We start from the raw sequence: 22,437 nt of genomic DNA, 5'->3' as shown, positions 1-22,437 counted from the left end.
ACTCCTCGCAACCCGATGCACTCGGTTACTGCATCGCATTGATGGCCGTAACCAGTCGTTCCCTGACCTTATCCGGCAACGGCACGTACCCGGCCTTCGCAAGTTCGCCCTGCGCGGTGCTGGCGGACACGGCGAGGAACGATTTGACGGCCGCCGACGTCTGGGCGTCGTAACCCTTTGAGCACACGATCTCGTAGGTGACCAGCAGCAACGGGTAGACGCCCGGTTCCTCGGAGCCGTACATGGCGTTGAGGTCGAGCACCAGGTCGTCGCCCTCGGCCAGGAATTTGGCCGCGTTGACGGCGTTCCCAGCGGTCTCGTTGGTCAGGGGAATGACGCCACCGCGGGTGGCGATTTTGGCGTACGGCATGTGGGCCTGGTCGGCGAAGGCCTTCTCGACGTATCCGATCGCGCCCGGGGTGGCCCGCACCGCCTGGATGATGCCCGCCGACTTCGCGGCGCCCTCGCCGACACCGCCCTGAAACTCCGTGCCGACTCCCTTGGACCAGCTCTGCGGCGCGGCCGCGGTCAGATATTTCTGGACGTTGTCGGTGGTTCCCGACGAGTCGGTCCGGTAGATCGGCGTGATCTTGGTGTCGGGTAGCTGCGTGCCCGGATTCAGCGCCACCAGGATCGGGTCGTTCCAGGCGGTGATCCTGCCGGTGAAAATCTTGGCCAGCGCGTCGCTGTTGATCGCCAGGTCCGGATTTTCGGGCAGGTTGTAGACGATCCCGATCGGGCCGAAGACCATCGGCAGGTCCCACGCGGGGTTTCCGTCGCAGCGCTTGGCGGCGGGCCCGATCTGGTCGGCGACCAAGGGGGAGTCCGCGCCCGCGAAATCGACATGTCCGGCGATGAACTGCTCACGGCCGGCGCCGGATCCGGTTGGGTTATAGGCCAGACCCTTTCTGGGGCAGTACTGGCCCCACACCTGGTTGAACACCGTGATCGCGTTCTCTTGGGCGGTCGAGCCCTCCGCCGTCAGCTTGTCCTTGCCACCACACCCGGCCGTTCCGGTGACGCCGGAGCTGGGCCCCGCGGCCCCGCGGCGGTTCTCATCGCTACCGCAGGCGGTCAGTGCTCCGGCGACGAGCGCCGTCACCAACGCCACGGCGGCCAGTGCCCTGCTTCGCCTGTCGAGCCTCACCGATCTCGCTTTCCTGACACTTTCCGGACGCATGTGGGCGCCGCTGGCCATCTCCCGTGTGAGGTTGCCAAGCGCCGGCGAAATTCGCGCCGACGCGGCCCGCAGCAACGTCTCGGTGGCCAGGACCAGATTAGCGATCCGGGTTGAAGCTCGTACCCGCGGTCAGTTGGCCGCGGGTACGACCGCGTATGCGGTGTCGACGCTGTGGACGCTGAATCCCAAGCGCTGGTAGGTGCGCACCGCGGCGACGTTGTCCGACTCCACGTAGAGCATCACGGTGGGTTCGGGGGCGTCGGCCAGGCGACGCCCCAACCAGTCGATGCCGACGGCGGTCAGCGCCTGCCCGAGACCGCGGCCCTGCGCCGAGGGATCGACGCCCACCACGTACACCTCGCCCAGGCCGGGCCGATCGAGGTGCACCTTGGTCCAGTGGAAGGCCAGCAACTTGCCGGCCTGATCGCCGCCGGAGTCGTCGAACGCCAGGAACAGGCCAGCCGGGTCGAACCACGGTTCGTTACGGCGCTCCGCCAGCTCGACGTCCGTCCAGCCGCCCTGTTCGGGATGGTAGGAAAACGCGGCGTTGTTGACCCGCAGCAGCTCGGCGTCGTCGGCGCCGCCCTCGTAGGTGCGGATCTTCACCCCGGGCACCGACGGCACGGTGTCGGGCAGGCCGCGCAGCGAGCGTCGCATCTGCATCAGTTCCCGCACGGGGGTCAGGCCCAGCGCGGCCGCGGTCGCACGCGCCGGCTCCAGCGTGCCGTGCGCCCAAAAGCGGTTGCCTGCACCGGTTTTGGCTAACGCAGCGCGTGCCAGTGTGGCCCCGATGCCGCGCCGACGCGCATCGGGGTGTACGACGAGTTCGGCCATGCCGGTCTCGCCGTCGCGTGGCGGGCTCAGGTTGAGGTAACCAACGATCGCTTCGCCGGGCGACGCGGGATTCGTGATGAGCAGATGCTCGGTGCGGTCATGCCCGAGCTCGCGTAGTACCTGTTCACCTACGGGGGCGACTCCATCGAATTCGGTTGCCGCACTGACAAGTTCGCGTATGCCCTGCTGTTCTTCGCCGGTCAGCGCCCGGCGCCAGTCGGGCGACGTCACTGTGTGTGCAACGGATCGACCAACGGGTCTTGGACGTCCTGCGATTCGGATTCGGATGCGGCCCCGTCGGCGTCATCGGGCTCGGCAACCGGCGTGCGGCCGCGCGCGGGGCGGACGGCCTTGTAACCCACATTGCGTACGGTGCCGATCAGCGCCTCGTGCTCCGGACCGAGTTTCGCCCGCAGGCGGCGCACGTGCACGTCCACGGTGCGGGTGCCGCCGAAGAAGTCGTATCCCCACACCTCGTGCAGCAGTTGCGCCCGCGTGAATACCCGCCCGGCATGCTGGGCCAGATATTTGAGCAACTCGAATTCCTTGTAAGTGAGGTCCAGCGGGCGACCGCGCAGCCGGGCGGTGTAGGTGCCCTCGTCGATCACCAACTCCCCCAGGCTGACCTTGCCGGCGCTCTCTTGGTCCGCGAGTCCGCCGCGGCGGCCGACCACCAGCCGCAGCCGCGCGTCGACCTCGGCGGGCCCGGTGGTGGGCAGCAGGATCTCGTCCAGACCCCAGTCCGGGCTGACGGCAACCAGCCCGCCCTCGCTCACCACGGCCAGCACGGGCCCCGCCCGGCCGGCGGTGCTCAACAGGCGGCATAGGCCGCGAGCCGACGACAAGTCGGTGCGCGCGTCGACGATCACCGCATCCGCGGTCCCGGCCTCGAGCAACGATGAGGGTTCTGGCGGCGCCGTCCGGACGGTATGCGGAAGCAAGGACAACGACGGCAAGACCGGGTCGGGATGAAGCTCCGAGGTAAGCAGTAGTAGCTCCAACTAGCCCCTCCAACTCGGGGGAACGGCATCTCCCAAATTCACAACGCCATTAAGCGACGGTTACCAGGTCGTATAACGATAACGTGTCACCTGGGTTTTTCGCGTGGTGGACGATCCAGTGTGAGCCCCGCCACCAGAGGTCCGGCGCGCAGGGGCCCTGCGGTGTTACGCCACAATATGCGGGTGCGCAAGGTGCTGATTGCTGGAACCGTGACGGCGATCCTGGTTGCGGTCCTCGCCCTCGGCGCCATCGGCGTCGACTATGGGACCAGCATCTATGCCGAATACCGGCTGTCGTCCAGCGTCCGTAAGGCGACCAAGCTGGGCACCGACCCGTTCGTGGCCATCGTGGCGTTTCCCTTCATTCCGGAAGCGATGCGCGGCAACTACAGCCAGGTGGAGATCAAGGCCAACGCCGTCGACCACGCGAGGACCGGCAGGGCCACGCTGGAAGCCACGATGTACTCGGTGAATCTCGCCCAGGCGTCGTGGCTGATCAGCCCCGACGCGAAGCTCGCGGTGGGCAAGCTGGAGAGCCGGATCATCATCGACTCGACCCACCTGGGCCGGTTCATGGGCATCAGCGACCTGATGGTCGAGGCACCACCCAAGGAAACCAATACCTCCACCGGCGGTGTCACTGCGTCGGGCATCTCGGACAGCCACGGGCTCGTGTTCACCGGGACACCCAAATCGGCGGGCTTCGATCGACGGGTCAGCGTCTCGGTCGACCTTTCCATCGCCCCGGATGACCCGGCGACGTTGGTGTTCACCCCGACCGGCGTCCTCGCCGGGTCGGACACGGCCAGCCAGACGGTGCCCGCGGACAAACAGGACTCGGTGCTGCATGCCTTCAGCGGAAGGCTGCCCAATCAGCGGCTGCCCTTCGGCGTCGCGCCGACCGCCGAGGGGGCCCGGGGCTCCGACGTCATCATCGAAGGCATCGCCCGTGGAGTAACCGTGACCCTTGACGGGTTCAAGCAGTCATGACCGTCATCGTCGTGACCGTCGCGGTGCTTGCCGCGGCAACCCTGGCCGGGTGGTTGTTGACCCGGCGCTCCGGACGAATCCGGGAAGTCGACGCCCAGCCGGAGCAGGGCAGCGACGCCGACATCGCGGCCCTGGGGCTTTCCCGCAGCGGACCGACGGTGGTGCATTTCAGCGCGCCGTGGTGCGGACCTTGCGACCGGGTCCGCCGGGTCGTCGAGCAGGTCTGCGACGACCTGACCGATGTGGCGCACGTCGAGGTCGACCTGGACGCAAATCCGGAGACCGCGCGCCGGTTTTCGGTCCTGTCCCTGCCCACCACGTTGATCTTCGACGTCGACGGCAGGCAGCGATACCGCACGTCCGGAGTGCCCAACGCCGCCGACCTGGCGTCCGCGCTGAAACCGCTGTTGGCTTGACCACGGTGTCATTGGGTAAGCTGACCGACGTGTCAGCCCGCCTCGAGCCCATGCTCACCGAGCGTCGCGCAGTTGAGCTGTGCCGCACCGCGGGCTGTTGTTGTTGCTGTTGCTGCTGAGTAGCCGCGCTTTCGCGTAGCACTCGGAGCGGCCCGGAATCCAGACCGTGGCACGTCTCCATTCGTCGTCTCCGTCAGCAACGAAGGTATCGAGGAGTAGTCCTTGCCAAACAACACCACCACCACGCAGCCGGACCTGGTCGACGTGCGCGGACCGCGATTCGCCGCCTGGGTCACCACCGCAGTCTTGGTGCTGGCGCTGGTCGTGTCGGCGGTGAATCCGCTGGTCGCCGCGGTGATTCTGGCCGTCCAGGCCGTCATCTTCGCCATCGGCGCGGTCGGGGGACCGCGCAAGCATCCGTACGGCCGAATCTTCGCCACCGTCGTCGCGCGGCGGCTAGGCCCGGTCCAAGATCGCGAACCGACCGCGCCGTTGAAGTTCGCCCAAGTCGTCGGATTGATCTTCGCGGTGCTGGGAACGGTCGGGTTCGCGACCGGCGCCGTCCTGTTCGGCGTCATCGCCACCGCGGCCGCCCTGGCGGCCGCGTTCCTCAATGCGGCCTTCGGCATCTGCCTGGGCTGCCAGCTCTATCCGCTGGTGGCCCGTTTCCGACGCCCCGCGCGTCCCACCTGACCTGCTGTAACAAAAGCGATTGAAAGGATCCACTCCATGGCACGCTCCGACGTCCTGGTCTCCACCGACTGGGCTGAGAGCAATCTCGACGCGTCAGGCGTCGTCTTCGTCGAAGTCGACGAAGACACCAGCGCTTACGATGCCGGCCACCTCCCCGGCGCGATCAAGCTGGACTGGCGCTCCGACTTGCAGGACCCCGTCAAACGCGACTTCGTCGACGCTCAGCAGTTCTCCAAGCTGCTCAGCGAGCGGGGAATTTCCAATGACGACACGGTGATCCTGTACGGCGGCAACAACAACTGGTTCGCCGCCTACGCCTACTGGTATTTCAAGCTGTACGGCCATGAGAAGGTCAAGCTCCTCGACGGCGGTCGCAAGAAGTGGGAGCTCGACGGACGCGCGCTGTCCAGCGACCCCGTCAGCAGGGCGGCGACGTCGTACACCGCTGCCGCGCCGGACAACAGCATCCGGGCGTTCCGCGATGACGTGCTCGCGGCCATCAACGTCAAGAACCTGGTTGACGTGCGGTCCCCCGACGAGTTCTCGGGCAAGATTCTGGCGCCCGCGCACCTGCCGCAGGAGCAAAGCCAGCGGCCCGGTCACATCCCCGGCGCCATCAACGTGCCGTGGAGCAAGGCCGCGAACGAGGACGGCACCTTCAAGTCCGACGAAGAGCTGGCCAAGCTCTACGCCGGCGCCGGCCTGGACGGCAGCAAGGAAACGATCGCCTACTGCCGCATCGGCGAGCGCTCGTCGCACACCTGGTTCGTTCTTTATGAATTGCTCGGGCATCGGAATGTGAAGAACTACGACGGCAGTTGGACGGAATACGGCTCCCTGGTGGGTGCCCCGATCGAGTTGGGAAGCTGATATGTGCTCTGCACCGAAACAAGGACTGACGTTGCCCGCCAGCGTCGACCTGGAGAAGGAAACGGTGATCACCGGTCGCGTCGTGGACGGCGAGGGTCAGGCAGTGGGTGGCGCGTTCGTCCGCTTGCTGGACTCCTCCGACGAGTTCACCGCCGAGGTGGTGGCCTCGGCCACCGGTGACTTCCGGTTCTTCGCCGCACCGGGATCCTGGACCCTGCGCGCCCTGTCGAAGGCCGGCAACGGCGACGCCGTGGTGGCGCCGTCCGGTGCGGGCATCCACGAGGTCGACGTCAAGATCGCCTGACCCGCCAGCCGTCCCCGACGGGGACGCCGCGGGACGAATAGACTTGTCCCCGTGGTGCTGTTCTTCGAGATCATGCTGGTTGTGGCGGTCGTGGTGATTTCATGGTTCGCCCTGTACACCCTCTATCGGCTGATCACCGACGAGTCGTGACCCCCGCCGGCGACGATCCAGAGCGCAGCGATGGGGAGGAGTGGCGCAGGTGACCCCCGACGAACCGGTGAGTTCCGCCGGCTCCGGTGACCGGGCGGTGGCCGCCGCCGCTGAGCGCGCGAAGCTGACCGCCGGCCGCAACATCCCGTCCTACGATGACCTGCCCCTACCCACCGACACCGCGAACCTGCGCGAAGGTGCGAATCTGAGCGATGCCTTGCTGGCGCTGCTGCCGCTGGTCGGCGTGTGGCGGGGCGAAGGCGAAGGCCGTGGGCACGACGGTGACTACCGGTTCGGCCAGCAGATCGTGGTGTCGCACGACGGCGGCGACTATCTGAACTGGGAAGCCCGCTCCTGGCGGCTCAGCGAGACGGGCGAGTACCAAGAACGCGGCTTGCGTGAGACCGGCTTCTGGCGTTTCGTCACCGATCCCGACGACCCCACTGAATCCCACGCGATCGAACTGCTGTTGGCCCATTCGGCGGGCTACGTCGAACTGTTCTATGGCCGCCCCCTGACCCAGTCGTCGTGGGAACTGGTCACCGACGCGCTGGCCCGCAGCAGGTCGGGCGTGCTGGTCGGCGGCGCCAAACGCCTCTACGGCATCGTCGAGGGCGGTGACCTGGCCTACGTCGAGGAGCGGGTGGACGCCGACGGCGGTTTGGTGCCGCATCTCTCGGCGCGGCTGTCCCGCTTCGTCGGCTAGTAGCGCGATGTCACGTACGCCCTCCAGATATGGAGCGGCCCCCGAGCCGTATTCCTGGTCGGACAAAAACCGGAAGCTCGGGGGCCGGGTGACTGCGGGGAATTCGCTAGCGCGGCTTTGACGCCAGCTCTTCCGAGCCACTGCTGCTAGCGCGCAGCCACCTCACATGTCCATGAAGCTATCAATTTCGCGGACCACCTCCCTTCTTGTGTACGACCGACCGTACCGGCAAATCAGCCAGCCGACAACAGAATTCAGCGCTCAGCGATCGCTGACGATGGCGGCGTCGATCAGTTCGGCGAAGTCGGCCGCCATCGGTGAGGGCCGTAGCGGGCGGCCGTCAAGGGTATGCACGCGGGCCGCCAAGGTCATGCTCGAGATCAGCCAAACACCTTGGGCGGCATCCAGATCCGCGACGCGCAGCGCCCGGTAGTCGCAGTCATAGCCCTTGTTCCTGGCCACCTCGAACAGCGCCTGCTGGGTGGTGCCGCGCAGGATCGGATACCACGGCGGCGGTGTCACCAGGCACGGATTGCCGTCGGGCGTCTCCGAGGCGGCGGCGATCACCACTGTCGAGCGCGGGCCTTCCAGGATGTAGCCGTCCGTGCTGACGAAGATCACGTCACCGGCGTCCTCGCGGGCGGCATGGCGCAGGGCCGCCATATTGATCGCGTAGGACAGGGTTTTGGCTCCGGCCAGCAGCCACGGCATCGCGTCTACTGCGGTGGCGGGCAGCCCGCGGTCGAGCGCGATCGCCGCCAGCCCGCCACGGCGGACCGCGGTCACCCGTTCGGGGACGGCGTTGACCATGACGTAGGCCGTCGGTATCGAACCACCCTCGCGACCGCGGCTGTAGATCAACCGCATCGCTCCCTCGCCGGCCTCCCCGGCGCACCAGTGCCGGGTGGCTACCTCGATCGCGCTTCGCCATCGCGGCAGATCGGGCTGGGGCAGGTCGATCAAGGCGGCCGACTGCGTCAGCCGCTGCAGATGCGGCTCGATCAGACAGGCTCTGCCGTCGCGGACCAACAGCGTCTCGAAGACGCCGTCACCGCGGACCGCTGCCAGGTCGTCGGCGTACAGCAGGGGCGCGTCCGGCGAATGCAGTTCGCCGTCCAGGGTGACGATCACACCCGTCTGACCGGCCATGGACGGAAAGCCTAATCCAATGGGGTCCGCGAGTGCGGCGCACGACGCTCCCCGCGAACGTGAAGCTGGCCGCACATTCGGCGTCCAGTGTGAAGCCAACTTCACACTGGTGAGGAGCGCCCGCCCGTTCGTAGACCCGTCCGTAGAGTTGACTCGTGACCCACCCCGTCCCCGCACCCGAGACCGGACCCGACGCCGGTGCCGTCTGGCATTACGGCGATCCGTTGGGCGAGCAGCGCGCGGCCGACACCGACGCGATATTCGTGGACCGCTCGCACCGCGGAGTGCTCACCCTGGCCGGCAAGGACCGGCAGACCTGGTTGCACAGCATCTCGACGCAATTCGTCAGCGACCTTCCCGACGGCGCCAGCACACAGAACCTCAGCCTCGACGGCCAGGGCCGCGTCGAGGATCACTGGGTCCAGACCGAGCTGGCCGGCACGACCTACCTCGATACCGAACCGTGGCGGGCTGAGCCGCTGCTGGGGTACCTGCGCAAGATGGTGTTCTGGTCCGATGTCACTGCGGCCGAAGCCGATCTGGCGGTGCTGTCGTTGCTCGGCCCGAAGCTGGCTGACCAGGCGGTTCTTGACGCGCTCGGCGTGGACGCGCTGCCGGCCGAGCTGACCGCTGTTCCCGTGGGCGACGGCTTCGTGCGGCGAATGCGTGGCACCCGCGACGGCCAAATCGAGTTGGACCTGCTCGTTCCGCGCGCCGCGGTGGACGACTGGCGAAATCGCCTGGCGCAAGCCGGGGTCCGGCCCGGCGGTGTATGGGCGTACGAGGCTCACCGGGTCGCGGCCGTGCGGCCCCGCCTCGGCGTCGATACCGACGAGCGCACGATTCCGCACGAGGTGGGATGGATCGGTGGTCCGGGCGCCGGAGCCGTTCACCTGGACAAGGGTTGCTATCGCGGGCAGGAGACCGTCGCGCGGGTGCACAACTTGGGCAGGCCACCCCGGATGCTGGTGCTGCTGCACCTCGACGGGTCGGTGGACCGGCCGTCGACGGGTGATCCGGTGCTGGCCGGCGGCCGCACGGTCGGCCGCCTCGGCACCGTCGTCGACCACGTCGATCTCGGGCCGATAGCGCTGGCGCTGCTCAAGCGCGGGCTGGCCGCCGACACGGAATTGGCGACCGGACCGGAGGCCTCGGTAGCGGCGGTGATCGATGCCGATTCCCTGCCCGCGACGGAACAGATCGGCGCCGGACGGTTAGCTGTTGAACGGTTGCGGGGCGGTGCGGGATAATGAACGGTAACGTCCGCCACAGCGAGCAGGGCGCGCCGACGCCCGGTGGCGGGGCACGGTAAAGTGGTTGGCAGGACAATATGACACCAGGAGATCGGAGCCGCCTACTCGTTAGGCCGCTCCGTTATTGCGCGAGGGGGTTCCCCCATGGGCCGCGGCCGGGCTAAGGCAAAGCAGACCAAGGTTGCTCGAGAACTCAAATACAGTTCTCCGCAGACCGACTTCCAGCGGCTTCAGCAAGAGCTGTCCGGATCGGGTTCCGACGAGTCCAGTGAACTGGACAGCGACGGATCCGACGAATCCTGGGACGACCAGGACAGCTGGCGTCGCTAAAGCCAACGCCCCGGCGCCGATGCGTAGTGCACCGGCGCCGCGTTAGTTCTGCCGAAGCCCACGCGTCCTAGAACCTGGGATGTTGACCCACCATCTTGGCCCGCGGGCCCTCTTTTCCGCCTTTGCCGACGGTGCCCAGCACCCAGCAGTCCAAGTGTCGTGCGGTCAGGATGGCCAACGCGCGGTCGGTGTCTTCGGGAGCCACGACGGCGATCATGCCGACGCCCATGTTGAACGTCTTCTCCATCTCCTCGCGCGTCACCCGGCCGCGCTGGGCGATCATGGCGAACACGGGCGCGGGCGTCCAGGTGCCGCGGTCCATCTCGGCGACCAGACCATGCGGAATGACGCGTTGCAGATTGCCTGCCAGCCCGCCGCCGGTGACGTGGCAGAAGGTGCGGACGTGGGTTTCGGCCGCGAGCGCCAGGCAGTCTTTGGCGTAGATACGGGTGGGTTCGAGCAATTCCTCACCCAGGGTGCGGCCGAACTCCTCCACATAGCCCTCGAGGTTCATCCGGTCGATCTCGAGCAGCACCGTGCGCGCCAGCGAATATCCGTTGGAATGCAGCCCTGAAGAGCCCATCGCGATGATGACGTCACCGGGCTTGACCCGGTCGGGGCCCAGCACGTCGTCGGCCTCCACGACACCGATTCCGGTAGCCGAAATGTCGTAGTGGTCCGGTTCCATCAGACCGGGGTGTTCGGCCGTCTCGCCACCCAGCAGCGCGCAACCGGCCCGCACACACCCCTCGGCGATGCCACTGACGAGGGCGCTCAAGCGTTCCGGCACCGTGCGGCCCACCGCGATGTAGTCCTGCAGGAACAGCGGCTCGGCGCCACACACCACCAGGTCGTCGACCACCATCGCGACCAGGTCCAGCCCGACGGTGTCGTGTTTGTCCATCGCCTGGGCAACCGCCAGCTTGGTGCCGACGCCATCGGTGGAGGCCGCGAGCAGCGGCTCGCGGTAGTCGCCGCGCAGGGCGAACAGGCCGGCGAATCCGCCCAGGCCGCCCAGAACCTCGGGTCGGGTAGCTTTTGTCGCCAGCGGCTTGAACAATTCGACGGCGCGATCGCCGGCTTCAATGTCCACCCCGGCCGAAGCGTAGGTGATGCCCTGACTGCCTTGGTGGCGTCCGGGGCTCTTTCCGGGATCCGTCATCGCGATAAAGGCTACCGGGCGGCGTTCACGACCGGGATCAAACGTCGGCGATGGGGCGCAACCGAGTTCCCTCAGCGCACGATTGGCACTTCATCGGCCGCGAGATCGTCGAGGCCTGCGCCGCGCGCGGCATTGGCGAGCATGTGCTCGATGACGTTCTTGCCCAACGCGGTTTCGTCGGGCAGTTCGATCGGATACTGGCCGTCGAAGCAGGCGGTGCACAGCCGCGAGGCCGGCTGCTCTGAGGCCGCGATCAGGCCGCGCAGCGAGATGTAGCCCAGCGAGTCGGCACCGATGGCATGCCGCACCGCCTCGAGCATCTCCTTTTTGTCTTCGACCGCGTTGGCGATCAGTTCCGCCGGTGACGGGAAGTCGATGCCGTAGAAGCACGGCCATTTGACCGGGGGCGAAGCGATCCGCACGTGCACTTCGACGGCGCCGGCCTCGCGCAGCATTCGCAGCAGTGCGCGCTGGGTGTTCCCGCGCACGATCGAGTCGTCGACGACGATGAGTCGCTTGCCCCGGATCACCTCGCGAAGTGGGTTGAGCTTCAGCCGGATACCGAGCTGGCGGATGGTCTGCGACGGCTGGATGAAGGTGCGCCCGACGTAGGCGTTCTTCATCAGCCCCTGGCCATAGGGAATGCCCGACTCCTGCGCGTATCCGACGGCGGCGGGCGTGCCCGACTCGGGCACGCCGATGACCAGGTCGGCTTCGACGGGACGCTCACGGGCGAGCCGGCGACCGATTTCCACCCGGGTCGCGTGGACCGACCGGCCGGCAATCGTGCTGTCCGGTCGTGCCAGGTAGACGTACTCGAAGACGCAACCCTTGGGGGTGGGGTTGGCGAAACGCGTGGACCGGACGCCGTCGGCGTCGATCGCCAGCAATTCGCCGGGTTCGATGTCGCGCACGAACGACGCGCCGACGATGTCGAGGGCCGCCGTTTCGGAGGCCACCACCCAGCCACGGTCCAGCCGGCCGAGCGAAAGTGGCCGTACCCCATGCGGATCGCGGCACGCGTACAGGGTGTTCTCGTCCATGAAGGTCAGGCAGAACGCGCCGCGCACGGTCGGCAGCAGATCCAGCGCCGCCTGCTCCAGGGTGGCGTCCGCCGCGCCGTGGGCCAGCAGCGCGCCCAGGATGTCCGAGTCCGTGGTCGCCGGCGCCGGGGCGCGCCTGGCGATCAACCCCTCGTCGCGGGCCCGGGTGGCGAGCTCGGCGGTGTTGACCAGGTTCCCGTTGTGTCCCAACGCAACCCCGGTGCCGGCCGCGGTGTTGCGGAAGACCGGCTGCGCGTTTTCCCAGGTGGTGTCGCCGGTGGTCGAGTAGCGACAGTGGCCGATGGCGACGTGGCCCGGCATGGCGCCCAGCGTCTGCTCGTCGAATACCTGGCTGACCAGGCCGAGGTCTTTGAAGACCAGCACCTGGGATCCATCGGCGACGGCGATGCCGGCGGCTTCCTGGCCGCGATGCTGCAGCGCGTACAGGCCGTAATAGGTGAGTTTGGCGACGTCCTCGCCCGGGGCCCAGACCCCGAATACACCGCATTCTTCACGGGGTGCGTTGAAGTCCTCTTCGGGTTCTTGGACGGTCACGATTAGGCAGCTCCCCGGGGAACGGTTGGTGACCTAACGTAGTCTACGGGCAGCGTCGGCGCGCCGACGAATCCGCCGGGCGTGTTGAGCCACGAATTCCCACTTCAAACACCTAAACCTGCAGTTCAGGGTTATGTTCAGCCCACATCGAACAAGGGCAGGCAGTGTCCAATCTCACCCGCTCGCGAGCCGGAAAGGCGCAGCGCACCGGTGGGCTGCGCCTCGGCGAACGACAACTTTCCGGTGGCCAGCAGCAGCCAGGTCCGCGGATCCGTTTCCACCACATTGGGCGGCGTGCCCCGGGTGTGCGTGGGCCCGGCGATGCACTGCACCGCGACGAAAGGCGGGATGCGCAGCTCCACGCTTCGCCCGGGTGCCACCGCGGCCAGCGTGCGGGCGGTCAGCCGCACGGCCGTCGCCAATTCCTGGCGGTCGGGCGCCGGACGGGAATCGTCGCGAAGCCAGTCCGCGATGACCAGTAACGCCTGCCGGGTCTTCGCCGGATCGGCTTTGTCGCGCGGGGCCATACCCTAGCGTCTCAAAATCCCGCGGTCCGAAGACCGCACGGCCAGCACGGCGATCGCCCCCGCTTCGTTGACCGCCAGATGCGCCAGCATGGGTGCGGCCAGGCTTCCGGAACGGTCGGCCAGCCAACCGAAGAGCCAGCCCGCGATCCCGGTGACCAACACGGTGGCGGCGACCGGCTCACCCGTCGCGCGCGCATCGGCGATGTGTGACAGACCAAAAGTGCAGGCCTGCAACAGCCGTCCACCGCGCGCACCGAAAGCAGCGGAGCCCGCGGTCATCAGCGCCCCCCGAAACGCGGCCTCCTCCGACCACACGGTGCCCACCGGTATCCGCAGCAGCAGCCACTCCGGCGCCGCCGCCGGCGGCCGGCGGTCGGCCATCGATCGGCGCACCGTCGCCAGTATGGTCGTCGCGGCGACCGTACCGGCCACGTGCAAGGCGGCCAGTGACCCCAATCGCAAGCCGGCCCGTAGCCTAGGCGGGCCCAAGCCCAAAGGCGTCCGCGTCACCCGCACCAGCACGCCGCCCACGCCGGCTTGCAGCATCGTCCGCCACAACGCCGGCAGCCGCGGGCTGACGAAACTCCAGCCGATCAGCGCGGCGGCCAATGACAACGCGTCAAATCGACCGAAGTGCCTGGCAGACATCAGGATTCGCTGCGTGCACTCATCCGAAAAGCCGGGGCAGCACCGCCTCGGAGGTCTCGCGCAGTTCGGTCAGCGGAACGGTGAACAGCCCCTGGAACTTGACCGCGTCGGAGGCCTGGTCGACGACGCCGATGCGCACCGCCGGCAGCCCACGCGCCTCGCACATCGAACGGAACCGGCTCTCCTCGGTGCGCGGCACCGCCACCAGTACGCGACCCGCCGACTCGGAGAACAACGTCACGAACGGATCGGTATCCTCCGGAAGTACTATGCGACAACCGGTTTCACCGGCCAGGGCGGCTTCGACGACGGCCTGCGCGAGGCCGCCTTCGGACAGGTCGTGGGCAGCGGACACCAAACCATCGCGCGACGCCGAATGCAGCACCTCGCCCAGCAGCTTTTCGCGGGCCAGGTCGACCTTGGGCGGCAATCCACCCAGATGATCGGCGGTCACCTGCGCCCAGGTCGAACCGTCGAACTCGTCGCGCGTATCGCCAAGCAGCAGCAGGGTTTCTCCCGGCTCGGTGCCCAGCCCGGTGGGGATGCGCCGGCCGACGTCATCGATGACGCCCAGCACGCCTACCACCGGGGTGGGCAGGATCGCCGCCGTGCCCGTCTGGTTGTAGAAGCTGACGTTGCCGCCCGTCACCGGAATCCCCAGGGCCACACAGCCATCCGCCAGGCCCCGCACCGCCTCCGAGAACTGCCACATCACTCCGGGGTCTTCCGGCGAACCAAAATTCAGGCAATTGGTCACCGCAACCGGCGCCGCTCCGGTGACGGCGACGTTGCGGTAGGCCTCGGCCAGGGCGAGCTGGGCACCGGCGTAGGGATCCAGCTTCGTATAGCGGCCGGAGGCGTCCGTGGACAAGGCGACGCCGCGGCCGGTGGATTCGTCGACGCGCAGCACGCCACCGTCGGCGTGCTCGGCGAGCACGGTATTGCCGCGCACGTACCGGTCGTACTGTTCGGTGATGTACGCACGGCTGCACAGGTGCGGACTACCCAGCAGCGCAAGCAAAGTGGCGCGCAGTTCGTCACCGGTGGCCGGTCGCGGCAATCGCGTCGAACTGTCGGCGTTCAGCGCGTCCTGCGTATCGGGCCGGGCGACCGGGCGGTGATAAACGGGGCCTTCGTGAGCGACGGTGCGCGGCGGCACGTCGACGACCGTCAGGCCGTGCCAGGTGATCTGCAACCGGTCGCCGTCGGTGACCTCGCCGATCACCGTGGCCAGCACGTCCCACTTGCGGCACACCGCCAAGAAGGCGTCGACGTTTTCCGGGGTCACCACGGCGCACATCCGCTCCTGGGACTCGCTGCAGAGGATCTCCGCGGGCGTCATCTGCGTGGTGCGCAGCGGCACGGTTTCGAGCTGAATCGCCATCCCGCCGTCGCCGGCTGAAGCCAATTCCGATGTGGCGCAGGATAATCCGGCTCCGCCCAGATCCTGAATGCCGACCACCAGGTGACCGGCGTACAGCTCGAGGCAGCACTCGATGAGCACCTTCTCCATGAACGGGTCGCCGACCTGAACCGAGGGAAGCTTCTTGCGGGATCCCCCGCTGTCGAAGGTGTCCGAAGCCAGCACCGAGACCCCGCCGATGCCGTCCAAGCCGGTGCGGGCACCGAACAGGATGATCTTGTTGCCGGCGCCCGAGGCAAAGGCCAGGTGCAGGTCCTCCTGGCGCAGCACGCCGACGCACATGGCATTGACGAGCGGGTTGCCGGCGTAGCAGGCATCGAAGACGGTTTCGCCGCCGATGTTGGGCAATCCCAACGAGTTGCCGTAGCCGCCGATGCCGCGCACCACGCCGTCGACGACGCGACGGGTGTCCGGCGCGTCGGCCGCCCCGAACCTCAGCTGGTCCATCACCGCGACCGGTCGCGCGCCCATGGCCATGATGTCGCGGACGATCCCGCCGACACCGGTGGCCGCGCCCTGGTAGGGCTCGACGTAGGACGGGTGGTTGTGCGACTCGACTTTGAAGGTGACTGCCCAGCCGTCGCCGATGTCGACGACGCCGGCGTTCTCGCCGATGCCGGCCAGCATGCCGGCCCGCATCTCGTCGGTGGTGGTCTCGCCGAAGTACCGCAGGTGCACCTTGGACGACTTGTAGGAGCAGTGCTCGCTCCACATCACCGAGTACATCGCCAGCTCGGCGTCGGTCGGCCGACGTCCCAGGATGTCGCGGATCCGCTGGTATTCGTCGTCTTTGAGGCCCAGCTCGGCGAACGGCTGCGGCTCGTCGGGAGTAGTGGCGGCGTGCTCGACGGTGTCGATGGCCTGGGTGCGCGCACTCGTCCCGGAGACTGTCACGCCAGACAGTCTAGGGCTGGTCGCACCCCGGACGCCGAGATGGCCGGGACCGGGCTGAACTGCGAGCCTGGGCTACTGACGCACTATGCAGAACACGTTGCCCTCGGGGTCGGCGAGCACCACCCAGCGGAAGCTGTCGCCGAACTGGTGCCGGCCGACCTCGGTCGCTCCGGCCGCCGTCAGCCGCGACACCTCGGCGTCGACGTCGGCCGCGCTCAAATCGAGGTGCACGCGATTCTTTCCAGGCGTCGGGTCGGGCACCTTCTGGAACCCGAGCCGCAACCCTTGCGGGAAGGTCACGGCGGTGAACTCGTCAGCCAGCACCTCGTGCGTCATCCCGTCGAACTGCTCGGCCCACCAGCCGGCCAGTTTCGCCGGGTTGCTGCAGTCGAAGGTCAACATCTCCACGTTGAGCGCCATATCGGCAGACCCTATGTCGTCGGGAAAAGGAACGCCTGCATCGCCGCCGAATAGGAGGCCACGTCGTGTGCGCCCATCAACTCGCGCGCGGAGTGCATCGCCAACTGCGCGGCGCCGACGTCAACGGTGGGGATGCCCGTCCGCGCCGAGGTCAACGGTCCGATCGTCGACCCGCACGGCAGGTCGGCCCGGTGTTCGTAGCGCTGCAAGGCCACTCCGGCCTGCCGGCAGGCCAGCGCGAACGCCGCGGCGGTGCGGCCGTCGGTGGCGTAGCGCAGGTTCGGGTGCACCTTGAGCACCGGCCCGGCGTTCACCGCGATCGCGTGGCTGGGCTCGTGTCGCTCCGGGTAGTTGGGGTGGGTGGCGTGTGCCATGTCCGCCGAGGCCAGCAACGACGACGGCAGCCGGCGCAGGTAGTCCTCGCGGCTACCGCCGGCCGCCAGCACGATTCGCTCGAGCACGGTGCCCAGCAGATCGGATTGCGCGCCGTGATCCGACGACGACCCGACCTCCTCGTGATCGAAGACCACCAACACGGGCAGATAGGCCCCGGGCCGTTCCACGGCCAGCAGTGCCTCCAACCCCGCGTAGCAACTGGCCTGATTGTCCAACCGGGGCGCACTCAGCAGGTCGGCGTCGGCGCCGACCACCGCGGCGGGAGTCAGGTCGTGGGTCATCAGATCGGCGGCCAGCACGTCGGTCGCGGCGACCCCGGCGCGCTCGGCGACGTAATCGACGAACGACCGCGCCGTATCCCCGGCACCCCACACCGCGTTGACGTGTCGCTGCGGATCCAGCGTCACCGACTTGCGGTCCTCGGCCAGATGGATGGCCAGCTGCGGCACCCGAAGGATCGGCTCGTCGATCCGCACGAGCTGGTGTGCGACGCCGCCGTCTTCGCCGTCCGCGCGCACCGACAGGCGCCCACTGATTCCCAGATCGCGGTCCAGCCACGAGTTGAGCCACGCGCCCCCATAGGGTTCCAGCGCCACCACCCGCCAGCCGGCGACCACCCGGTCGGGGTGCTGCTTGACCCTGAGGTTGGGACTGTCGGTGTGCGCCCCGACTATTCGGAACGGTCCGTCGGCGCCTTCCGAATTCCAGGCGATCAGCGAGCCCGCCCGCACCGTGAAGTAGCGCCCGGTCTCGGACGGCCAGCGTTTAGCCTCGCTCAGTTCGGTGTATCCGGCAGCGACCAGCCGAGCGGCCATCGTGGCGCACACGTGAAATGGCGACGGAGAGGCGTCGATGAAATCGCAAAGTCCTTGCGCGCTCGCTGAGGACTTCGCCTGGTTTCGAGGCCCGCCGGACATGTTGAACATCATGGCTGTCCGCCGTCATGCAGTTCACGCTAGGGTCGATTGCGCGCACCTTGCTCGCGCCGCTTCCGGCGCTCACCGTCACCACGCTAGGGTCCTCAGAGTGCCCCCCGTCCAGCCGCAACCCATCCTCGCGCCGCTGACTCCCGCGGCGATCTTCCTGGTGGTGACCGTCGACGAGGGAGGGGAGGAAGCGGTGCACGACGCGCTGCCCGACATTCCCGGGCTGGTGCGCGCGATCGGTTTCCGCGAACCACAGAAGCGGTTGTCGGCGATCGCTTCGATCGGCTCCGACGCCTGGGATCGGCTGTTCTCCGGACCCCGGCCCGCCGAACTGCATCGGTTCCCCGAGCTGAACGGACCGCGGCACACCGCTCCCGCCACGCCCGGGGATCTGTTGTTCCACATCAGGGCCGAGAGCTTGGATGTCTGCTTCGAATTGGCCGACCGGATCCTCAAATCGATGGCCGGTGCGGTCACCGTGGTCGACGAGGTGCATGGCTTCCGCTACTTCGACAACCGCGACTTGCTCGGATTCGTTGACGGCACAGAGAATCCGGACGGCGCGCTGGCCACCAGTGCCACCGCGATCGGGGACGAGGACCCCGACTTCGTCGGCTCTTGCTATGTGCACGTGCAGAAGTACGTGCACGACATGTCGTCGTGGAATTCGATCTCGGTCACCGAGCAAGAGCGGGTGATCGGCCGCACGAAGCTTGACGACATCGAGCTCGACGACGACGTCAAGCCGGGCAACGCCCACATCGCCCTCAATGTGATCACCGACGACGACGGCACCGAACTGAAAATCGTGCGGCACAACATGCCGTTCGGTGAGCTCGGCAAAAGCGAATACGGCACGTATTTCATCGGTTATTCGCGCACACCCCAAGTCACCGAACGGATGCTGCGCAACATGTTCCTCGGCGATCCGCCGGGCAACACCGACCGCATCCTCGACTTCTCCACGGCCATCACCGGCGGCCTGTTCTTCTCCCCCACCCTCGACTTTCTCGACGACCCACCGCCCCTGCCCGCAGCGCCGCCGGCGGAAACGCCTGCTGCACAGAACGGTTCACTTTCGATCGGCAGCCTGAAAGGAACGACTTCATGAACAACCTCTACCGCGACCTGGCACCGGTCACCGACGCCGCTTGGGACGAAATCGAAACGGAGGCGACCCGCACCTTCAAACGCCACATCGCCGGGCGTCGGGTCGTTGACGTCAGCGAGCCCGGCGGACCGGTCACCGCCGCGGTGAGCACCGGTCGACTCGCGAACGTTGCGTCACCCACCGAAGGCGTGGAAGCCCACCTGCGGGAAAGCAAACCGCTTGTCCGGCTGCGGGTTCCGTTCACCCTGTCGCGCTACGAGATCGACAATGTCGAGCGCGGCGCCAACGACTCCGATTGGGACCCGGTCAAGGAAGCCGCCAAGAAGCTGGCGTTCGTGGAAGACCGGGCCATCTTCGAGGGCTACGCCGCGGCATCGATCGAGGGCATCCGCTCGGCAAGCTCGAACAAGTCGCTGACCCTGCCGGCGGATCCGCGGGAGATTCCCGACGTCATCACCCAGGCGATCTCCGAACTCCGGCTGGCCGGTGTCGACGGCCCCTACTCGGTGCTGCTGTCCGCCGACGTCTACACGCGGGTCAGCGAGACGACCGAACACGGCTACCCGATCCTCGAGCACATCGACCGGCTGGTTCCCGGCGACATCATCTGGGCGCCGGCCATCGACGGCGCTTTCGTGCTGACCACCCGCGGCGGTGACTTTGACCTGCAGCTCGGGCACGACGTGTCGATCGGGTACACCAGCCATGACGCGGACACCGTGCAGCTGTATCTGCAGGAGACGCTGACCTTCCTGTGCTACACCGCGGAGGCGGCCGTCCCGCTCAGCCCGTAGGAATAATTACCGGCGAGCCACTGCTTACCCGGAGAGAAAACGAACTTCTCTCTCGGAGGCAGGGTTTCGATGGCAACAACTTTGGCCGGCTCGACCGCATTGGTGACCGGCGCGACATCGGGGATCGGCCGGGAAATTGCATTGCAGCTTGCAACTCGCGGCGCCGAGGTCGTGGTGCAGGGCCGCAATGCCGAACGCGGCGCCAAAACCGTTCGAGACATTGAAAATGCCGGTGGCAAGGCGCGTTTCGTCGCGGCCGACCTCAACGTCGCCGCCGATGTCCGGCGGTTGGCGGCCGAGGCGGGGCCGGTGGACATCCTGATCAACAACGCCGGCATCTACGAGTTCGGCCCCACGGCGGACACCGACGACGCGACCTTCGACGAACACGTCAACGTCAACCTGCGTGCGCCGTACATCCTGGTGCAGCAGTTGGTGCCGGCCATGGCCGCTCGGGGCCACGGCGCCGTGGTCAACGTGAGCACCCTCGCCGCGTCGGTGGCAACGCGCGGGGCGGGGATCTACGGGGCCACCAAAGCCGGCGTGGAGCAGCTGACGCGTGTCTGGGCCGATGAATTCGGCGAGGCGGGCGTGCGGGTGAACGCGGTGGCCGCGGGGCCGACCGACACGCCGGGGGCCGCGGCACTTCCGGGTGTCCTCGACACAATTGCGGCGATCACCGCCCTGAAGCGAGTGGCCGATGCGAGTGAAATCGCCAGTGCAGCGGTCTTTCTCGCCTCTCCGGAGGCCAGCTATGTCAACGGCGCTATTTTGCACGCAACCGGAGGGCAGCAAGCGATCGTCGCATGAGGACTAAAGATCGAGCACCACGTCGGTCTCCGGGGCCGCGGAGCAGATGAGGACCGACCCGTCACCGGGCGGCTCCAACGGCTGCTGAACGTAAGTGGTCGTGCCGGCAACGATTCCGGTCACGCACACGTGACACACCCCGCTTCGACAGGAGAAACGGGTCGGCACGTCGCAGGCTTCGGCGAGATCGAGGATACTTCGGTAAGCGGGTGACCAGTCGACGGTTAATCCGCTGCGCGTGAAGGTGATCGCGGGCCCGGTGCCCGGCGGCCCGACGGGCGGGTGGGGTGGCCTGCGCTCGCCTGTGTCGACTACTCCAGAGTTGATCGCGGGCAGCGCACCGAACAACTCGCTGTGGATGCGGGCCGGGTCGAATCCCATGCCAGTCAGAGCGTCGCGCATGTCCGCCATGAATTGCGTTGGACCGCAAAGGTAGACGGCGGCGCTGGCGGGCAGGCCCAATTTCGCGATGGACTCTCGGCGCAGCCGACCCTGCGTTTCGGTGTAGAAGACCTGCTGCCTGGCGTGCGGTAACGAATTGATGAGTTTCGCGACTTCGGCTGCAAAGACTTGGGTTTCGCGGTTGCGGGTGGTATGCAGCCACCAGATGTCACGCCGACTCCGGGCCACCGACAGCGCATGCAGCATCGCCAGGACGGGCGTCGCGCCGATTCCGGCGGAGAACAGGACAACCGGACCGCTGTCTTCGGCGAGGTAGAAGTCGCCGCGTGGGGCAGCCGCCGCTATCACCGATCCCGGCTGGATGTGGGCATGCAGCCACCGGCTCACCACGCCGCGGTCCTCGCGCTTGACACTGATGCGGTAATAGCCGGCGTTGGAATCGTCCGACAGGGAGTAGCTGCGCAGCGGCGCGGGCTCGCCGGCGCCGGTGACCTTGACCGTCAAGTACTGGCCGGGAAGCGCCGGTGGCAGCGGACTGTGGTCATCGGCCTCGAGCCGGATCGAAAGAACTTGTGCACTCTCCCAACGTGTTTGGGTGACCCGCAAATCACGAAAGCCCTTCCACCCCGGTTCGACCCCGATTGGTGGCGCTACCGCGGCGGGTCGGCCGCCATCGCGTGCGGCCAGTAGCTCGTGAAAAGACTGCTGCCAGCCCGGGCTGAGCGCCGGAACGTCGATGGCCTTGCGCAGCGTTTCGACGCTGCGGTCGGGCAGATAGAGCAGGGCGTCGACGTCGGCGACGCTGAGTTCGTGACGGCCACGGCGGGTGCGCACGATGTCGTCGCCGGCCCGCACGCGGCCCTCGGTGATCACCCGGAAGTAGAAGCCCGGGCGATGTTGAGAGACAAGCAGATTGGGCATGTCGGGCTCGTCGAGGCGGATGCCGACCCGAAAACAGGTGACACGCGGCTGGGTGACCTCGAACTCGGCATCGCCGATGCGATAGCGATCCCCGATGCAGACGTCGTCGTCGGCGAGCCCGGTGACGGTGAAGTTCTCGCCGAAGTGTCCGGGTCGCAGGTCGTCGCGACCCAGGTAGGCCTCCCAGAAGTCGTAGGCCTCGGTCTGGTACACCATGACGGCGCGTTGCTCCCCACCATGACCGGCGAGGTCCCCCTGGCCGTCGCCGTCGACGTTCAGCCGGCGCACCATCACTGGCCCCTCGATCGGGGCCTTCCAGATCCCGGTGTAGACGGTTTTGTCCCGCCATTGGACGTTCTTGGGCATGCCCACGTTCACCGAAACAAGCCTGCCCACTGTGTCACCTCGAAACGGCTCGTATTCGTACCGAGCCCCAACTGGGATGGTTCGCCCAGAATATGGCAGGCCGGTCCGCACGGCAATACATCGGCTTCACGGGCTGTTGCGACCCGCCCCTTTGGTGCATACT

Annotated in this window: 24 protein-coding genes; 12 read left to right on the top strand and 12 right to left on the bottom strand. The window is 67.4% G+C overall.

The genetic code is table 11. From position 1 onward, the window contains the following. Positions 1-25: 25 nt before the first annotated feature. The 3 genes from pstS to A5753_RS00440 all read right to left on the bottom strand — a co-directional run bounded on the left by pstS (position 26) and on the right by A5753_RS00440 (position 3,015). Complete coding sequence (pstS, locus tag A5753_RS00450; RefSeq protein ID WP_067121991.1) at positions 26-1,147, bottom strand: phosphate ABC transporter substrate-binding protein PstS; 1,122 nt, start codon at positions 1,145-1,147, stop codon at positions 26-28. Between the two features lie 162 nt (positions 1,148-1,309). Further along, the gene (gene mshD, locus A5753_RS00445; RefSeq protein WP_067121876.1) at positions 1,310-2,245 is read right to left on the bottom strand and encodes a mycothiol synthase; all 936 of its coding nucleotides are present in this window, start codon (positions 2,243-2,245) and stop codon (positions 1,310-1,312) included. Further along, positions 2,242-3,015, bottom strand: coding sequence for a response regulator transcription factor (locus tag A5753_RS00440; RefSeq protein ID WP_067121873.1), 774 nt, complete (start codon positions 3,013-3,015; stop codon positions 2,242-2,244). Before A5753_RS00440 ends, mshD begins: the two co-directional genes overlap by 4 nt. Before the next feature lie 177 nt (positions 3,016-3,192). Here A5753_RS00440 and lmeA point away from each other — a divergent pair, with 177 nt between their 5' ends. The 7 genes from lmeA to A5753_RS00410 all read left to right on the top strand — a co-directional run bounded on the left by lmeA (position 3,193) and on the right by A5753_RS00410 (position 7,144). Next, complete coding sequence (gene lmeA, locus A5753_RS00435) at positions 3,193-4,005, top strand: mannan chain length control protein LmeA (protein WP_067121870.1); 813 nt, start codon at positions 3,193-3,195, stop codon at positions 4,003-4,005. Further along, on the top strand, positions 4,002-4,421 hold the full coding sequence (locus A5753_RS00430; protein ID WP_067121867.1) for a thioredoxin family protein: 420 nt from the start codon (positions 4,002-4,004) through the stop codon (positions 4,419-4,421). The genes lmeA and A5753_RS00430 overlap by 4 nt, the downstream gene beginning before the upstream one ends. Before the next feature lie 5 nt (positions 4,422-4,426). Further along, positions 4,427-4,540 (top strand): putative leader peptide, encoded by a 114-nt coding sequence (locus A5753_RS25120; protein ID WP_369829277.1) that lies wholly within the window; start codon positions 4,427-4,429, stop codon positions 4,538-4,540. A gap of 103 nt (positions 4,541-4,643) precedes the next feature. Further along, the gene (locus A5753_RS00425; RefSeq protein WP_067121864.1) at positions 4,644-5,114 is read left to right on the top strand and encodes a DUF4395 domain-containing protein; all 471 of its coding nucleotides are present in this window, start codon (positions 4,644-4,646) and stop codon (positions 5,112-5,114) included. Positions 5,115-5,150: 36 nt separating this feature from the next. Beyond that, positions 5,151-5,984, top strand: coding sequence for a sulfurtransferase (locus A5753_RS00420; protein WP_067121861.1), 834 nt, complete (start codon positions 5,151-5,153; stop codon positions 5,982-5,984). A 1-nt stretch (position 5,985) separates the two neighbouring features. Beyond that, a complete protein-coding gene (locus A5753_RS00415) occupies positions 5,986-6,288 on the top strand; it encodes a DUF1416 domain-containing protein (protein WP_007777644.1) in 303 nt (100 codons plus the stop codon). Between the two features lie 190 nt (positions 6,289-6,478). Next, the gene (locus tag A5753_RS00410) at positions 6,479-7,144 is read left to right on the top strand and encodes an FABP family protein (protein WP_231989946.1); all 666 of its coding nucleotides are present in this window, start codon (positions 6,479-6,481) and stop codon (positions 7,142-7,144) included. A 261-nt stretch (positions 7,145-7,405) separates the two neighbouring features. On the opposite strand, the gene A5753_RS00405 is transcribed toward A5753_RS00410, so the two are convergent. Continuing rightward, complete coding sequence (locus A5753_RS00405) at positions 7,406-8,275, bottom strand: aminodeoxychorismate lyase (RefSeq protein ID WP_082971106.1); 870 nt, start codon at positions 8,273-8,275, stop codon at positions 7,406-7,408. A gap of 173 nt (positions 8,276-8,448) precedes the next feature. On the opposite strand from A5753_RS00405, the gene A5753_RS00400 reads away from it, so the two are divergent. Further along, on the top strand, positions 8,449-9,543 hold the full coding sequence (locus A5753_RS00400; protein WP_067121856.1) for a folate-binding protein YgfZ: 1,095 nt from the start codon (positions 8,449-8,451) through the stop codon (positions 9,541-9,543). Between the two features lie 147 nt (positions 9,544-9,690). Then, complete coding sequence (locus tag A5753_RS00395) at positions 9,691-9,876, top strand: DUF3073 domain-containing protein (RefSeq protein ID WP_067121853.1); 186 nt, start codon at positions 9,691-9,693, stop codon at positions 9,874-9,876. Positions 9,877-9,943: 67 nt separating this feature from the next. On the opposite strand, the gene purM is transcribed toward A5753_RS00395, so the two are convergent. The 7 genes from purM to A5753_RS00360 form a co-directional block, all read right to left on the bottom strand. Beyond that, complete coding sequence (gene purM / locus A5753_RS00390) at positions 9,944-11,038, bottom strand: phosphoribosylformylglycinamidine cyclo-ligase (protein WP_067121850.1); 1,095 nt, start codon at positions 11,036-11,038, stop codon at positions 9,944-9,946. A gap of 71 nt (positions 11,039-11,109) precedes the next feature. Beyond that, positions 11,110-12,636, bottom strand: a complete 1,527-nt coding sequence (gene purF / locus A5753_RS00385; RefSeq protein ID WP_067121847.1) for an amidophosphoribosyltransferase — start codon at positions 12,634-12,636, stop codon at positions 11,110-11,112. 137 nt (positions 12,637-12,773) lie between these two features. Further along, the gene (locus A5753_RS00380) at positions 12,774-13,163 is read right to left on the bottom strand and encodes a sterol carrier family protein (protein ID WP_067121844.1); all 390 of its coding nucleotides are present in this window, start codon (positions 13,161-13,163) and stop codon (positions 12,774-12,776) included. A 3-nt stretch (positions 13,164-13,166) separates the two neighbouring features. Beyond that, positions 13,167-13,811 (bottom strand): CPBP family intramembrane glutamic endopeptidase, encoded by a 645-nt coding sequence (locus tag A5753_RS00375; RefSeq protein WP_067121841.1) that lies wholly within the window; start codon positions 13,809-13,811, stop codon positions 13,167-13,169. 19 nt (positions 13,812-13,830) lie between these two features. Further along, complete coding sequence (gene purL, locus A5753_RS00370; RefSeq protein WP_067121838.1) at positions 13,831-16,128, bottom strand: phosphoribosylformylglycinamidine synthase subunit PurL; 2,298 nt, start codon at positions 16,126-16,128, stop codon at positions 13,831-13,833. A 72-nt stretch (positions 16,129-16,200) separates the two neighbouring features. Beyond that, positions 16,201-16,548 (bottom strand): VOC family protein, encoded by a 348-nt coding sequence (locus tag A5753_RS00365; protein ID WP_067121834.1) that lies wholly within the window; start codon positions 16,546-16,548, stop codon positions 16,201-16,203. A gap of 11 nt (positions 16,549-16,559) precedes the next feature. Beyond that, positions 16,560-17,870 carry a M18 family aminopeptidase gene (locus A5753_RS00360; protein ID WP_156655838.1) on the bottom strand — a complete coding sequence of 437 codons (1,311 nt, stop codon included), beginning with the start codon at positions 17,868-17,870 and terminating at the stop codon, positions 16,560-16,562. A 100-nt stretch (positions 17,871-17,970) separates the two neighbouring features. On the opposite strand from A5753_RS00360, the gene A5753_RS00355 reads away from it, so the two are divergent. The 3 genes from A5753_RS00355 to A5753_RS00345 all read left to right on the top strand — a co-directional run bounded on the left by A5753_RS00355 (position 17,971) and on the right by A5753_RS00345 (position 20,585). Further along, positions 17,971-18,981, top strand: coding sequence for a Dyp-type peroxidase (locus tag A5753_RS00355; RefSeq protein ID WP_067121831.1), 1,011 nt, complete (start codon positions 17,971-17,973; stop codon positions 18,979-18,981). Continuing rightward, on the top strand, positions 18,978-19,775 hold the full coding sequence (locus A5753_RS00350) for a family 1 encapsulin nanocompartment shell protein (protein ID WP_067121828.1): 798 nt from the start codon (positions 18,978-18,980) through the stop codon (positions 19,773-19,775). The genes A5753_RS00355 and A5753_RS00350 overlap by 4 nt, the downstream gene beginning before the upstream one ends. Before the next feature lie 69 nt (positions 19,776-19,844). After that, positions 19,845-20,585, top strand: coding sequence for an SDR family NAD(P)-dependent oxidoreductase (locus A5753_RS00345; RefSeq protein ID WP_067121825.1), 741 nt, complete (start codon positions 19,845-19,847; stop codon positions 20,583-20,585). Positions 20,586-20,588: 3 nt separating this feature from the next. Here A5753_RS00345 and A5753_RS00340 read toward each other — a convergent pair whose 3' ends face one another. After that, on the bottom strand, positions 20,589-22,304 hold the full coding sequence (locus tag A5753_RS00340) for an MOSC and FAD-binding oxidoreductase domain-containing protein (protein ID WP_067121822.1): 1,716 nt from the start codon (positions 22,302-22,304) through the stop codon (positions 20,589-20,591). Positions 22,305-22,437: the final 133 nt, after the last annotated feature.

The sequence above is a fragment of the Mycobacterium sp. 852002-51971_SCH5477799-a genome, from assembly GCF_001667145.1.
GTDB lineage: Bacteria > Actinomycetota > Actinomycetes > Mycobacteriales > Mycobacteriaceae > Mycobacterium.
The sequence above is the reverse complement of the archived record's forward strand: the minus strand, read 5'-3'. Positions and strand labels throughout refer to the sequence as shown.